Genomic DNA, 14,482 nt, shown 5'->3' with positions numbered 1-14,482 from the left:
CACTAGCGTCTTTTCAATTTCGATTCAGTCACAGCTGACGACCGGCAAAGCGTGAAAAAGCCCGGATTCCCCCATGTTGGGGAACCCGGGCTCAATTACCCGATGATCAGCCGTGCTTGGCGCGGCTCGCGGCGCGGGCGCGCTCGCGGGCGTCCAGGTTCACCTTGCGGATGCGGACCGCCTCCGGGGTGACCTCGACGCACTCGTCGTCGCGGCAGAACTCCAGGGACTGCTCCAGGGAGAGCTTGCGCGGCGGGACGATCGCCTCGAACGAGTCGGCCGAGGACGACCGCATGTTCGTGAGCTTCTTCTCCTTGGTGATGTTGACGTCCATGTCGTCGGAGCGCGAGTTCTCGCCGACGATCATGCCCTCGTACACCTCGGTGCCCGGGTCGGTGAACAGCACGCCGCGCTCCTGGAGGTTCGTCATCGCGAACGCGGTGACGGCACCGGCGCGGTCGGCGACCAGCGAGCCGTTGTTGCGGGTCTGCAGGGTGCCGAACCACGGCTCGTGACCCTCGTGGATGGAGTGGCCGATGCCCGTACCGCGCGTCTGCGTGAGGAACTCGGTACGGAAGCCGATGAGACCGCGGGACGGCACCACGAACTCCATGCGGACCCAGCCCGAGCCGTGGTTGGACATGTTGTCCATACGGCCCTTGCGGACGCCCATGAGCTGCGTGACCGCGCCCATGTGCTCCTCGGGCACGTCGATCGTCATGCGCTCGACCGGCTCGTAGACCTTGCCGTCGACATCCTTGGTGACGACCTGCGGCTTGCCGATGGTCAGCTCGAAGCCCTCGCGGCGCATCTGCTCGACCAGGATGGCGAGCGCGAGCTCACCGCGGCCCTGGACCTCCCAGGCGTCCGGGCGCTCGGTGTCGAGCACGCGGAGGGAGACGTTACCGATCAGCTCGCGGTCGAGGCGGTCCTTGACCTGACGGGCGGTCACCTTGCGGTCCTTGACCGCGGCCTTGTTGTCGGCGCCCTTGCCGGTACCGCCACGGCCGACCAGCGGCGAGGTGTTGGTACCGATGGTCATGGAGATCGCCGGCTCGTCGACCGTGATCAGCGGCAGCGGGATCGGGTTCTCGGGGTCGGCGAGGGTCTCGCCGATCATGATGTCCGAGATACCGGCGACGGCACAGATGTCACCCGGTCCGGCCATCTCGGCGGGCTTGCGGGTGAGCGCCTCGGTCATCAGCAGCTCGGTGATACGCACGTTGGACATGGAGCCGTCGCGCTTGATCCACGTGACGGTCTGGCCCTTGCGCAGCTCGCCCTGCTCGACGCGGAGCAGCGCGATACGGCCGAGGAAGTTGTCGGCGTCCAGGTTGGTGACGTGCGCCTGGAGCGGCGCCTCCTCGTCGTACTCCGGAGCCGGGACGTGGGACAGGATCGTGGAGAAGAACGGCTCCAGGCTGTCGCTGTCCTGCGGGACCGTGCCGTCCTCGGGCTTGGTCAGCGAGGCCACGCCGTCCCGCGCACACGCGTAGACGATCGGGAACTCGATCTGGTCCTCGTCGGCGTCGAGGTCGAGGAAGAGGTCGTACGCCTCGTTCACGACCTCGTCGATACGCGAGTCGGGGCGGTCCGTCTTGTTGATGCACAGGATGACGGGCAGGCGGGCCTGCAGCGCCTTGCGCAGCACGAAGCGGGTCTGCGGCAGCGGGCCCTCGGAGGCGTCGACCAGCAGGACGACCGCGTCCACCATCGACAGACCGCGCTCGACCTCACCACCGAAGTCGGCGTGGCCCGGGGTGTCGATGATGTTGATGGTGATGACGTCGCCGCCATCCTTGGGGTGGTACTTCACGGCCGTGTTCTTGGCCAGGATCGTGATGCCCTTCTCACGCTCCAGGTCGTTCGAGTCCATCATGCGGTCGTCGAGCGACTCGGCGGCGTGCGCTGCGAAGGCACCGGCCTGCTTCAGCATGGCGTCGACAAGAGTCGTCTTGCCGTGGTCGACGTGGGCGACGATGGCGACATTGCGGATGTCGTGGCGCGTGGCCATATTGCGGCGTTCTCCCGGAGTGTGAGGATGGCCTGCGCGTACGTCTGTGTGACGCGGGCCTTGCCGGGCTTGACACGCCACGGCCTCACCCCATGGTACGTGCCCGCTCCCACTGGGGCTCGCCGGGATAGGTCAGGGCAGGTGGGGAGGGCTTTTGAGGCACCCCCGACGCCCCTGGCCCGTCCCCTCCCCGGGGCTGCGCCCCCAGACGGGCCGAAAACCCGGCGGGGGCGCGGAACTCAGCGTTCCGTGGCCGAGGCCGACGCCGACGGCCGCGCGCCCTTCTTCAGGAAGCCCATGTCCTCGTACACCGGTGTCCGGAAGCCGAAGGCGCCCGCGTTGGCGACGTTCCTCTTCGCCGCTGTCAGCTGGGGACGCTGGTACAGCGGGATCGAGCCGGCCGCGGCCCAGATACGGGAGTCGGCCTTGCGGATCAAGGAGCGCGCCTGGGACTCGTCCAGCGTGGCGATCGCCTGGTCGAAGAGCTGGTCGACCTGGTCGGTGCCGACCCGCGTGTAGTTCTGCTCGACGTTCAGGGATCCGTCGGCGGCCGGCACCGGCTTGGCGTAGATGGGGCGGGCGTCGGTGGCGGGGTAGGCGGAGGCGGGCCACGAGTACAGGGCGAGGTCGTACTGGCCGGACGCAATGTGGTCCTTGAAGTAGCTCTCGTCCGCGACCTTGGTGATCTCGGTCCGGATGCCGACCCGCTCCAGCATGAGGCCGATCCGGTCCGCCACCGTGCGCAGCGTCTGAGAGCCCTCCCCCGACGGCACCACGAAGCGCAGCGTCAGCGGCTTGCCGTTCTTCGCCAGCGGCAGGACCGCCGCGCCCGCCGGAGCAGCGGTGCCCTGCGGGGCGGCGGTGCCCTGCGGGGCGTACGCGCCGGGCGCCCCGCCCTGGTGCAGCTGCTTGGTGCCGTACTGCTTGCCGTCCTGGGCGAGGTGCTCCCCGTCGCGGCCTCCGCCGCCGTCCGCCTTGTTGTCCTCCCCGACGATGTACGTCCCGTCGTCCCCGCCCTCCGACTCCGCGTCCGAGTCCGACTTCGACTCCGAGCTCGACTCCGACTCCGAGCTCGACTCCGACTTCTTGTCGGCCTTCTCGCCCTTCTCGCCCTTCTCGCCCTTCTCGCCCTTCTCGCCCTTCTCGCCTTTGTCGGCTTTGTCAGCCTTGTCAGCCTTGCCGCCCTCCGCGCCTTTCTCGCGCTTCTCGCCCTTCTCGCTCTTGTCGCCCTTCTCGCTCTTGTCGGCCTTCTCCCCCTCCGCCCCAGCCGCCTTCTCCCCCTTCTTCTCCTTGATCGGCCCGCCCTGCACCCACCCCGCGTCCGCCAGCAGTGCCTGCGCCTCCGCCGTGTCCTGGCCGCCGATCGCGCCGCTGTTGTCGGCGTACGCGGCCTGGCCGGAGAGGGCGAGGTGGCTGCCGACCGGCTCGGTCGGCAGGCCGAGCGGGGCGAGGACCAGCTTGGCCAGTTCCTTGCGGTCGAGCGCGCGCGCCACGGCCCGCCGCACCCGCTCGTCGGCAAGTGGGCCGTCGGCACCGTTGAGGGCGAGCTGGGTGTACGCCGGTTCCAGGGACTTCCGTACCTCGAAGCCCTGGAGGACCACCTGCTGCCGGCGCTCCTTGGTGGTCGTCCTGTTGCTCCGGCCCGGGCCCATCAGCGCCGTACCGGTGGCACTGGCGGTCGCCCCCCGGGGAGGCGAGGCGAGCGCGATGCGCCGGGCCGCGGCGGGGTCGATCTCGGCCAGGTCGAGCTGTCCGGCGGCCAGCTGGGCGGCCCGCTCGTCGCGCGGCACGGCCCGCAGCACGATCTCGTTGAGCTTGGCCGGCTGCCCCCACCAGCGGGGATTGCGGGTGAGCCGGACCTCGTCGTCCTTGCGGTCGATCTTCTTCACGGCGAACGGCCCGGCGCTGACCTTGAGCTTGCGCCGCGCCCCGTCGTTGAACGAGTCCGGCGTGCCCATGACCTCCTTCGGGTACAGCGGCGAGAACAGCGACCGCCAGTCCGCGTACGGCCGCTCGAAGGTGACCCGCACCTCCAGGTCGTTGTCACCGCGCTCGATCTTCTCGATGCGGTCGTAGCCGGCGTTGCGGGCGGTCCAGTAGGCGCTGTCCTTGCCCGACAGGGCCCGCCACTGGGCGGCGAAGTCGGCGGCGCCGATCTCGCGGCCGTCGCTCCAGACGGCCTGCTGGTTGAGCTTGTACAGGACGACCTGCTTGGGCTCGGTCTCGACGGTCTTGGCGGACTCCAGGTAGTCCGGATTGCGCTCCGGCCGCCCGCTCTCGTCGAGCCGGAACATCGACGGCAGGGCGGCCTGCGCGATCCGGGTCGTGGTCGCGTCGGCGTCCGACTGGAAGGTGTTCAGCGTCTCCGGTACGGCGTCCACGGCCCACCGCAGCGTGCCGCCGTCGGCGATCAGGGCCCGGCCGGCCGGGGCGATGTCCTGCCCGGCCAGTGGCTTTCCGGCCGGGTCCGGGTCACTGCAACCGGCGAGCACGGGCACCGCGAGCACACCAGCGGCCAGGAAGGCGACCGAGCGCATGACCGCGCCGCGGCCGGGCCTGGGTCCGACGCCGTCGTAGGACATCTCGCCGTCGTAGGACATCTCTGGTACCTCCGGGGAGCGGCTCCCGCCGGTGACAATAAGTGCGTTCTGATCACATTTGGCGGTATTTTGGAGTTGATCAGATCTATGGGGCCCCCACTGAAGAGGAAAGGGTTCGCCAGGCGGAGACGACACGGCGGCGGGGGCGCGCAAGGCCACCCGTGTGGAGCAACGCGTTCCCACACGGGTGGAGCAACGCGCCCGCGCACTTCTTCGGCTCCCCCGGCGTACACAGAGCGCATGCGGGCGCGCGTCGGAGGCGTGCAATCCGCCAATCGCTGCACATCCCTTCACAGCGATAGGTGTGACGCGCAACACTCGCAGGCGCATGAACGTTGCCACCCAGGGCCGAACGGCCCACGGAAGTGAGGTCACGTCATGTCCGTGCAAGACGACCTGACAACTGTCCAGCGCTGCCTCGACGACCTGGCCCGGTCAGTGGGCCGGCTGGAGAAGCAGCTGGGCACCGGCGGGCTGGAGATGCGGCGCGTCCGCACCGACGCCAACCATCTGCGCGAGAGTGTCGCGCTGCTGCGGGACGCGGCCGCGACCCCCAGCACGCAGCGCAAGCCGGAGCTCGTCACCATCCCCGACACGCCGTACGACGACTCTCTGTGGATCGACACCGATGACGAGGGATTGGGTGCCCGCGACCGGCACGCCCCCTGATTCACGGAGCTGCCGGTCACGCCCTCTACTGCTACTTCGAAGGAGTGGTCTGGTTGACCACTGGTACGGAACCGTTCCTTGGCACAGGAGTAGCACGGGGCTGTCCGGCGGCACGCCCCGAACGGTCTTGGGCGCACTGGTCGTCCGCTTTCGCGACCGGGCGGCTACACGGATCCCGTCCGTGGTCCGACCCCGGAAGGGCGGAGTCCCTCACGAACTGGACCGCCCGGTGAGGCAATCGACCACGAAGAGGCCCTGGCCCATCTCTCTGGTGGAACAGGGGCGACGAAGTCGACCCACCGGATATCCCGGATCGCATCCCAGCCGCTAGCCGAGATCGCCGGAGGTCCTACAAGCCGATGACAAGCACATCACTCGATCAGGGGACGTCGAACGACGGTGAACAGCCAGGCGGCGTACGAACCGGTACGCGCGCCGCGATCACCGCCCCGCACCTGCGGACCGACCGCTGGTGGCTGGCCCCGGCCGCCACCGCGGCCGGTCTGCTGGCGTTCATCGTGTACTCGACCTGGCGGGCCTTCGCCAACGCGGACTACTACGCGGCGCCGTACGTCTCCCCGTTCTACTCGCCCTGTCTGGCGGAGAACTGCGAGCCCATGCGCGCCGGGCCGAACTGGGACCTGTTCGGGAGCTGGTGGGGCGTCTCGCCCGCGATCATCATCCTGATCTTCCCGCTCGGCTTCCGCCTGACCTGCTACTACTACCGCAAGGCCTACTACCGCGGCTTCTGGATGTCGCCCCCGGCCTGCGCGGTGGCGGAGCCGCACAAGAAGTACTCCGGTGAGACCCGTTTCCCGCTGATCCTGCAGAACATCCACCGGTACTTCTTCTACGCCGCGATCCCGGTCGCCGGGATCCTGACGTACGACACGGTGCTCGCCTTCCGCGACGAGCACTACGAGTGGGGCCACATGGGCCTCGGCACCCTCGTCTTTCTCGTCAACATCGTGCTGATCTGGGCGTACACCCTCTCCTGTCACTCCTGCCGGCACATCGTCGGCGGCAAGCTCAAGCACTTCTCCCAACACCCGGTGCGCTACCGGATGTGGCAGTGGATCGGGAAGCTCAACGCCCGCCACATGCTGCTCGCCTGGGCGTCGCTGGTGAGCGTGGCGCTCGCCGACTTCTACGTCTATCTCGTCGCGTCCGGGGTCTTCGACGATCCGCGCTTCTTCTAGATTGAGTGGGGACTGAACTGATGTCCGTGGTCGAGCGGCAGGAGTGGGACGTCGTCGTGGTCGGCGCCGGGGGCGCGGGCCTGCGGGCGGCGATCGAGGCGCGCGAGCGGGGCGCCCGTACGGCCGTGATCTGCAAGTCGCTGTTCGGCAAGGCGCACACCGTGATGGCCGAGGGCGGCATCGCGGCAGCCATGGCCAACGCCAACGAGCACGACAACTGGCAGGTCCACTTCCGCGACACCATGCGCGGCGGCAAGTTCCTCAACCAGTGGCGGATGGCCGAGCTGCACGCGCAGGAGGCGCCGGAGCGGGTGTGGGAGCTGGAGACCTGGGGCGCGCTCTTCGACCGTACGAAGGACGGCCGTATCTCCCAGCGCAACTTCGGCGGCCACGAGTACCCGCGTCTCGCGCACGTCGGCGACCGCACCGGCCTGGAGCTGATCCGCACGCTCCAGCAGAAGATCGTCTCGCTGCAGCAGCAGGACAAGAAGGAGACCGGCGACTACGAGTCCCGCCTGAAGATCTTCCAGGAGTGCACGGTCACGAGGATCCTCAAGGACGGCAGCCGGGTCTCCGGGGTCTTCGCGTACGAGCGCGAGACGGGCCGCTTCTTCGTCCTCGAAGCCCCCTCCGTGGTGATCGCGACGGGCGGCATCGGCAAGTCCTTCAAGGTGACGTCGAACTCGTGGGAGTACACCGGCGACGGCCACGCGCTGGCGCTGCTGGCCGGGGCACCGCTGCTGAACATGGAGTTCGTGCAGTTCCATCCGACGGGCATGGTCTGGCCGCCGTCGGTGAAGGGCATCCTGGTCACGGAGTCGGTGCGCGGCGACGGAGGGGTGCTGCGCAACTCCGAGGGCAAGCGGTTCATGTTCGACTACATCCCCGACGTCTTCAAGGAGAAGTACGCCCAGTCGGAGGAAGAGGGCGACCGCTGGTACGAGGACCCGGACAACAACCGGCGGCCCCCGGAGCTGCTCCCGCGTGACGAGGTGGCGCGGGCGATCAACGCCGAGGTGAAGGCGGGCCGGGGCTCCCCGCACGGCGGGGTGTTCCTGGACGTCTCGACCCGGATGCCGGCGGAGGTCATCCGCCGTCGCCTGCCCTCCATGTACCACCAGTTCAAGGAGCTGGCGGACGTGGACATCACGGCGGAGGCGATGGAGGTCGGGCCGACCTGCCACTACGTCATGGGGGGCATCGCGGTCGAGTCGGACACGGCGGCCGCACGCGGCGTGCCCGGCCTGTACGCGGCCGGCGAGGTCGCGGGCGGCATGCACGGCTCGAACCGGCTGGGCGGCAACTCACTCTCCGACCTGCTGGTCTTCGGCCGCCGGGCGGGCTGGCACGCCGCCGAGTACGCGGCCGCGCGGGCCTTCGAACGCCCCGAGGTCAGCGACCTGCAGATCGACACGGCGGCCGCGGAGGCGCTGCGCCCCTTCTCGGCCGAGGGTCCGGCCGGGGGCGCGGACGACGGACGTCCGCCGGAGAACCCGTACGCCCTCCACCAGGAGCTCCAGCAGACCATGAACGACCTCGTCGGCATCATCCGCCGCGAGGCCGAGATGGAGCAGGCCCTGGAAAAGCTGGCGGACCTGCGCGAGCGCGCCCGCCGGGCCGGAGTCGAAGGCCACCGTCAGTTCAACCCGGGCTGGCACCTGGCACTCGACCTGCGCAACATGCTGCTGGTCAGCGAGTGCGTGGCCCGGGCGGCACTGGAGCGCACGGAGTCGCGCGGCGGCCACACCCGGGAGGACCACCCGACGATGGACCGCAAGTGGCGCAACATCAACCTGCTGTGCCAGCTCACCGACCCGACGGGCGGGCTGGCGGCCACGGACCCGGAACGCGGCCAGATCGCCCTGCTACGCGAGACCACCGACCCCGTCCGCCCCGACCTGCTCGCTCTCTTCGAGAAGGAGGAGCTGGTCAAGTACCTCGCCGAAGAGGAGCTCTACCAGTGAGCAGCTATGAGGCCCGCTTCAAGGTGTGGCGGGGCGATGTGCAGGGCGGCGGCCTGGAGGACTTCGAGGTCGAGGTGAACGACGGCGAGGTGGTCCTGGACATCATCCACCGCCTCCAGGCCACCCAGGCCCCCGACCTGGCCGTCCGCTGGAACTGCAAGGCGGGCAAGTGCGGTTCGTGTTCGGCGGAGATCAACGGGCGGCCGCGGCTGATGTGCATGACGCGGATGTCGGTGTTCACCCGGGAGGAGACGATCACCGTCACGCCGCTGCGGGCGTTTCCCGTCGTACGGGACCTGGTCACGGACGTCGGCTTCAACTACACCAAGGCACGCGAGGTGCCGGCCTTCGTGCCGCCGGAGGGCCTGGCCCCGGGCGAGTACCGCATGATGCAGGAGGACGTGGACCGCTCGCAGGAGTTCCGCAAGTGCATCGAGTGCTTCCTGTGCCAGGACACCTGCCATGTCGTCCGCGACCACGAGGAGAACAAGCCGGCGTTCGCGGGCCCGCGCTTCCTGATGCGGGTGGCGGAACTGGACATGCACCCGCTGGACGCGGCCACGGAGACGGGCCTGGACCGCAAGCGCGCGGCCCAGGACGAACACGGTCTCGGCTACTGCAACATCACCAAGTGCTGCACCGAGGTCTGCCCCGAGGGCATCAAGATCACGGACAATGCGCTGATCCCCTTGAAGGAACGGGCCGTCGACCGCAAGTACGACCCGTTGGTGTGGCTGGGGTCGAAGATCAGGAGGCGTTCCTCGTAACAATCCCTGCCGTACCGATGACGCACCCCTGACGCACCCCGGTCGCGCGGTCGCATTCCTGCTCATACGCTCCGGAATGTGACGTCATCCTTGATCCGGGGCCGGCCTCGGCGCGGTACCTCGCAGATACCCGTGCGGGTGGTGCTTGCCCTGGTGGGTGGGCTGGTCGGGGTGGCGTGGCTGGTGTTGCCCGGGATGCCGATCAGCGGTGAGGGCTCTGTCACGGGTGGCGCGGAGCGGCCGGTGGCCGGTGCGGTGGCTCAGGGAGAGGTCGGGGAGACGTCCGCCGCCGATCTCGTGCTGCCGCTGCTGGCCGTGGTCGCGGTGACGGTGGTCGCGGGGTACGGGTTCTTCCGGCGGCGACGGCGGGCGCGGAGGCGTACCACTCCCGGTGGGGCGCCGGTGCAGGCCGCGGAGCCGGCCGTCGCCGAACTCGACGAGCGGGCACGGGCTTTGCTGGTCGCGGCCGATGACTCGGTGCGGGTCAGCCGGGAGGAGCTCGGGTTCGTCGAGGAGCGGGGCAAGGCGGGCGGCACGGTGGTCGACGTCGAGCCCTTCGCGCAGGCGCTGCGGGACGCGGAAGGCGAACTGGCGGTCGCGTTTCGGATGCGGTGGCAGTACGAGGGCGGGGTTCCGCAGGAGGGCGCGGCTCGGCGGCATGCGCTCGCGGGGATCGTCGGGCGGTGTGCGGAGGCGGGGCGGTTGCTGGATGCGCAGGCCGCCGGGTTCGACCAGGTGCGGGGGTTGGAGGAGGGCTTGGGCGGGGGGCTGGGTCATGCCCTGGTCGTCGCGGAGGCCCGGTTTCGGGAGCTGGCCGGGCGGGCCGGGGGTGCCGGCGCGGCCCTCGGCGAGCTCGGCGAGCGGTACGCCCCGTCCGCCGGCGCCGCCGTCGCGGGCCATGCCGAGCAGGCCAAGGACCGGCTGGTGTTCGCCACCGCGCGTCTCAACCAGGCCCGCCAGCGGGCCGACTTGGGCGACGGCGAGCGGGCCGCGGGGCAGTTGCGTGCCGCCGAGGGGGCCGTCGCCCAGGCCGCCGTCTTCATCGACGGCATCGAACGGCTCGCCGGGGAGCTCGCGACGGCCGCGGCGATGGTTCCGGCCGCGCTGACCGGCGGGGAGGCGGAGATCGCCGGGGCTCGGGAGTCGCTGAAGGCGGCAGAGGGGCTGCTGAAGGGGGCACAGGGGCTGGGAGACGCCTTCGCGGACGTCCCTCCCGGCGAGCTGCGTGCCCGCGCCTCACACGCCGACCTCGTCCTGGCCGTCGCACGGGAAGAGCTGACCTCCCGGCCCTACGACCCCCTCGACCTGCTTCGGCGGATCGTGCGGGGCGTCCAGCCCGTCGCCGCGGGGCGGGCCGGGGTGATCGCGGCGGCGGCCCTGGTCTGCGCGCGCAGTGCGGTCGGCGCCGCGGACGATGTCGTCGCGACGCATCGGGCCGCGGTGGGCAGCGAGGCGCGCACCCGGCTGGCGGAGGCGCGGCGACTGCTCGCTCGGCCGGCCTCCGCGCCGGGCGCCCGCAGACCGCGTCAGGACCTGGCCGACCTCCTCACGGCCGACACCCTTGCCCAGCAGGCCCGCGAGCGGGCCGAACAGGACATACGCGTATACGGCCACCCGATCGACGGCCCGGCCGCGGAGGCGAGCGGCCTCACCGGAGCCGTCCTCGGCGGCATCCTGCTGGCGGGCGAGCCGGACGGCGGCCCGCCGGCGAGCTTCGGCGGCCCCCAGACACGGGGCCGACGCGGCGACACGCCCGGCGCGTGAGCCCACTCAGAACGTGAGCCCACTCAGAACAGGCTCAGCAACGCCTCCGCCGGATCCGCCAACCCGTTCTCCCCGTCCGGCAAGGGGAGTTCGAACCACACCGTCTTGCCTCGCGGGGTGCGGCGGGAGCCCCAGGCCGCGCTGAGGAGGCCGACCAGTTGCAGGCCGCGGCCGCCCTCGTCCGTGTCGCGGGCGCGGCGGCGGCGGGGTTGGACCAGGCCGGAGTCCCAGACCTCGCAGACCAGCGTGCGGTCCAACAGCAGCCGCAGCCTGATCTCGCCCTCGCCGTAGCGCAGGGCGTTGGTGACCAGTTCGCTGACCAGGAGCTCCGTGGTGTCGACCAGGGGTTCCAGGTCCCATGAAAGGAGTTGGCCGCGGGCGTACTCGCGGGCGCGGCCCACGCTGCGCGGCTCGCGCGGCAGCGTCCAGTCGCCGACCGACTCGGCGGGCAGGCCCTGGACGCGGGCCATCAGCAGGGCGATGTCGTCCTCGCCGTGGTGGCTGTCGAGGGTGTTGAGGACGTGGTCGCAGACATCCTCCAGGGGACTGGAGGGGTCGGTGAGCGCGCCGACGAAGGCTTGCAGGCCCTCGTCCAGGGGATGGTCGCGGGACTCCACCAGTCCATCCGTGTAGAGCGCCAGCAGCGCACCCTCCGGCAGCTCCACCTCCACCTCCTCGAACGGCTCCCCGCCCACACCCAGCGGCATGCCCGGCGGCACATCCAGCATCAGCGCCGCCTCGCCGGGTTCGACGAGGACCGGTGGCAGATGACCGGCGTTCGCGAAGGTGCAGCGGCGCGTGACGGAGTCGTAGACCGCGTAGACGCAGGTCGCGAGGTACACCTCGGACAGGTCCGCCTCGCGGGGGCGGCGGGCCGCGCGGGTGGCCTGCTGGACACCGCCGGGGGCGCCCAGGCCGCGCGCGATCTCGTCCAACGCCGAGAGGACCTCGGCCGGTTCGAGGTCCAGCAGCGCCAGCGTTCGGACGGCCGAACGGAGTTCGCCCATCGCCACGGCCGCGCGCAGCCCTCGGCCCATGACGTCCCCGACGACCAACGCCGTGCGGTGGCCGGGGAGTTCGATGACGTCGAACCAGTCGCCGCCCACCTCGCTCGGGCGGTCCGCGGAGGAGTTGCCCGGCAGATAGCGGCACGCGATGTCCAGGCCGGACGCGACCGGATCGCCCGGCGGGAGCAGGGACCGTTGCAGTATCAGCGCGCGCTCGTGCTCGCGCCGGTACAGGCGGGCGTTGTCGATGCAGACCGCGGCACGTGCGGCGAGCTCGACCGCCAGATCGCGGTCCCGGTCGCCGAACGGCTCGCTGCCCTTCGTACGGGCGAACTGCGCCAGTCCTACGACCGTGTCGTGGGCGACCATCGGCACGGCGAGCGTGGACTGCACGAGGCCGCCCTCCTCGCCGGGCACGTACTGCGGCCGGGCGGTGCGCAGGGCGTCCGCGCAGGGCGAGTTGAAGGGGTAGTGGTGCACGGCGCCGACCGCGACGGCGACGCCGCCGCCGACGAAGGGCGCGTCGGAGACGGCACTGGCGAAGGCGACGCGGCGCAGTTCCGCGCTGCCGTCGGCGAGGCCGGGCGGGGTCTCGTCGCCGGCCAGCAGGCCCTGGTAGAGGTCGACCGTGGCCAGGTCGCAGAAGCCGGGGACGACGACGTCGAGCAGTTCGCGGGCCGTGGTCTCCAGGTCGAGGGAGTTGCCGATGCGGGCACCGGCCTCGTTGAGAAGGGCGAGATTGCGCCGGGCGGCGGCGGCCTCGCGGGCGGCCGCGCGACGGGCGGTGATGTCGGTTCCGAGCCAGGCGATGCCGATGGGGCGGCCGCTGCCGCTGCGCACCCGGTAGAGGTTGATGGACCAGTGACGGCGCTCGTCGGAGCCCGGCAGAAAGCCGGTGACGTGCATGTCCGTGATGGAGTCGCCGCTCTCCAGGACGCGGCGCAGGGTGGCCACGACCCGGTCGGCCTCGGCGCGGGGCAGATAGGCGTGGACGTCGCGGCCGCGGTGGTCGTCGGGTGTGCCGCCGAAGAGAGAGGCGAAGCGGTGGTTGACGCGGCGGACCTTCAGTTCGGGGTCGATCAGCACGAAACCGAACGGAGATTGACCGAATATCGCCTGCGAGGCGGCGAGGTCGGTCTCCATCCGGCGCAGGGTGCGGACGTCGACGACGATGCACACGGCGGCCTTCTCGCCGTCCTCGGTCCGCGTCGGCATGACGTACACCTCGGCGAGACCGTCCTTGCCGCCCCCTTCGTCGGCGTGGTCCGGCATCCGGAAGGGGACCACGCCGGTCCACTCCCGCCCGTCGAGGATCTCGGCCATCTTGCGCTGGCCCTGCTCGCGCAGGTCCGGGTCGATGAACGCCTCTATGGGGTCCATGCCGACGGCACGCTCGGCCGGGATGCCGAAGAGCTGCTCGGCGCGCAGGCTCCACTGGTCGACCAGGCCGTCGGGGCCGATGGAGAAGGACGCGACCTTGATGTAGTCGTAGATCGAGCCGGGCGGACTGCTCTGCCAGACGGCGTCGCCGGGGCGGAACTCGTCGGAGGCCTGTGTGTCGCGGGATGCCTGTGGGTCCTGCGAGGCCTGTGTGCCGTAAACCCGCTGCCCCACGGCCTTCACCCTCGCGCCGTCCGACGGGTCCTCGGACTCCGTGGCCTTCGCTGGTATCTCGCTCACGCGAACCGTCCCCTCCAGCTCACCGCGTCCGGCACCGGTCACCGGCAGCGGCTGCCCGCAGTATCCAGCACTACGGCCCCGCACAACACGGTGTTCACGATCACAGCACGTTCCCGATGGTTTTCGGTCCCGGCCGTGGAAACACTTCCAGTCTTCTAACCAGCGGACACGCAGTCGAATCACGCAGCGCGCCAACTGCCACTGGCCTGAACCATTCGTTCGACAGGGCGAGGGCATACGTACGCCGCCGTCAGGTGGTCACTCGGTCACTCCGGCACCGCGAGCTCGAACCACACCGTCTTGCCCGTGTTGCGCCCCGGCCTGGTTCCCCAACGGCGCGAGGAGTGCGCCACGAGTTGGAGTCCGCGGCCGCTCTCGTCCTCTGGTTCGGCGACGCGTTCGAGGGGTGGATCGGGGAGAGGGTCGGAGACCTCGACCAGGAGGACGCCGTCGAGATCGACGGGGCGTACCAGGCGTACGCCGATGGGCCCCGTCGCGTGCCGCAGGGAGTTGGTGACCAGCTCACTGACGAGCAGCGCCGTGATGTCGGTGAGGCTGTCCAGGCCCCAGGCGCGCAACCGGCCGCGAACGGCTGTACGAGCGGCACGCACGGCACCCGCCTCTGCGGGGAAGGTCCACTCGGCGCAGCCGTCTTCGGAGTCGATCACGCCGATCACTTCCCGGGCCAGCGGATTCCCCATGTCCGATTTCATGGGGTTAATTGGCACATACCCGATATTCGGTAGGCAGTACCGCACGAGGGATCCGGTGGCTCAACTACCCCCGCCTGGCTCAGACAGCCCCGCATCCGGACTCGG

9 protein-coding genes are annotated in these 14,482 nt (G+C 70.5%); 5 read left to right on the top strand and 4 right to left on the bottom strand.

The window, feature by feature from the left end:
• Positions 1 to 106 precede the first annotated feature (106 nt).
• Both typA and PBV52_RS31650 read right to left on the bottom strand, forming a co-directional pair.
• Positions 107 to 2,014: a translational GTPase TypA gene (typA, locus tag PBV52_RS31655; protein ID WP_274242962.1), complete on the bottom strand. Its 1,908-nt coding sequence runs from the start codon at positions 2,012 to 2,014 to the stop codon at positions 107 to 109.
• 239 nt (positions 2,015 to 2,253) lie between these two features.
• Entirely contained in the window at positions 2,254 to 4,596 is a 2,343-nt protein-coding gene (locus tag PBV52_RS31650; RefSeq protein ID WP_274249729.1) for an ABC transporter family substrate-binding protein, read from the bottom strand.
• 396 nt (positions 4,597 to 4,992) lie between these two features.
• Here PBV52_RS31650 and PBV52_RS31645 point away from each other — a divergent pair, with 396 nt between their 5' ends.
• The 5 genes from PBV52_RS31645 to PBV52_RS31625 all read left to right on the top strand — a co-directional run bounded on the left by PBV52_RS31645 (position 4,993) and on the right by PBV52_RS31625 (position 10,977).
• Complete coding sequence (locus tag PBV52_RS31645; RefSeq protein ID WP_274242961.1) at positions 4,993 to 5,283, top strand: hypothetical protein; 291 nt, start codon at positions 4,993 to 4,995, stop codon at positions 5,281 to 5,283.
• A 359-nt stretch (positions 5,284 to 5,642) separates the two neighbouring features.
• On the top strand, positions 5,643 to 6,482 hold the full coding sequence (locus PBV52_RS31640; protein ID WP_274242960.1) for a hypothetical protein: 840 nt from the start codon (positions 5,643 to 5,645) through the stop codon (positions 6,480 to 6,482).
• A gap of 20 nt (positions 6,483 to 6,502) precedes the next feature.
• A complete protein-coding gene (locus tag PBV52_RS31635; protein ID WP_274242959.1) occupies positions 6,503 to 8,446 on the top strand; it encodes a fumarate reductase/succinate dehydrogenase flavoprotein subunit in 1,944 nt (647 codons plus the stop codon).
• Positions 8,443 to 9,213, top strand: coding sequence for a succinate dehydrogenase/fumarate reductase iron-sulfur subunit (locus PBV52_RS31630; RefSeq protein ID WP_274242958.1), 771 nt, complete (start codon positions 8,443 to 8,445; stop codon positions 9,211 to 9,213). The genes PBV52_RS31635 and PBV52_RS31630 overlap by 4 nt, the downstream gene beginning before the upstream one ends.
• 78 nt (positions 9,214 to 9,291) lie before the next feature.
• Complete coding sequence (locus PBV52_RS31625; protein ID WP_274242957.1) at positions 9,292 to 10,977, top strand: hypothetical protein; 1,686 nt, start codon at positions 9,292 to 9,294, stop codon at positions 10,975 to 10,977.
• A gap of 23 nt (positions 10,978 to 11,000) precedes the next feature.
• Here the strand turns inward: PBV52_RS31625 and PBV52_RS31620 are convergent, their stop codons facing one another.
• Together PBV52_RS31620 and PBV52_RS31615 are read right to left on the bottom strand one after the other, a co-directional pair.
• Positions 11,001 to 13,664 carry a SpoIIE family protein phosphatase gene (locus PBV52_RS31620; protein ID WP_274242956.1) on the bottom strand — a complete coding sequence of 888 codons (2,664 nt, stop codon included), beginning with the start codon at positions 13,662 to 13,664 and terminating at the stop codon, positions 11,001 to 11,003.
• Positions 13,665 to 13,930: 266 nt separating this feature from the next.
• Complete coding sequence (locus PBV52_RS31615) at positions 13,931 to 14,377, bottom strand: ATP-binding protein (protein WP_274242955.1); 447 nt, start codon at positions 14,375 to 14,377, stop codon at positions 13,931 to 13,933.
• Positions 14,378 to 14,482: the final 105 nt, after the last annotated feature.

This window comes from Streptomyces sp. T12 (genome assembly GCF_028736035.1).
In the GTDB taxonomy this organism is placed as follows: Bacteria; Actinomycetota; Actinomycetes; order Streptomycetales; family Streptomycetaceae; genus Streptomyces.
Note: the sequence above shows the minus strand (reverse complement) of the source record. Positions and strands in the feature narration are given on the sequence as shown.

Coding starts and splice junctions, on each gene's coding strand:
- typA (WP_274242962.1), bottom strand. CDS start 2,014: ATGGCCACGCGCCACGACATCCGCAATGTCGCCATCGTCGCCCACGTC.
- PBV52_RS31650 (WP_274249729.1), bottom strand. CDS start 4,596: ATGTCCTACGACGGCGTCGGACCCAGGCCCGGCCGCGGCGCGGTCATG.
- PBV52_RS31645 (WP_274242961.1), top strand. CDS start 4,993: ATGTCCGTGCAAGACGACCTGACAACTGTCCAGCGCTGCCTCGACGAC.
- PBV52_RS31640 (WP_274242960.1), top strand. CDS start 5,643: ATGACAAGCACATCACTCGATCAGGGGACGTCGAACGACGGTGAACAG.
- PBV52_RS31635 (WP_274242959.1), top strand. CDS start 6,503: ATGTCCGTGGTCGAGCGGCAGGAGTGGGACGTCGTCGTGGTCGGCGCC.
- PBV52_RS31615 (WP_274242955.1), bottom strand. CDS start 14,377: ATGAAATCGGACATGGGGAATCCGCTGGCCCGGGAAGTGATCGGCGTG.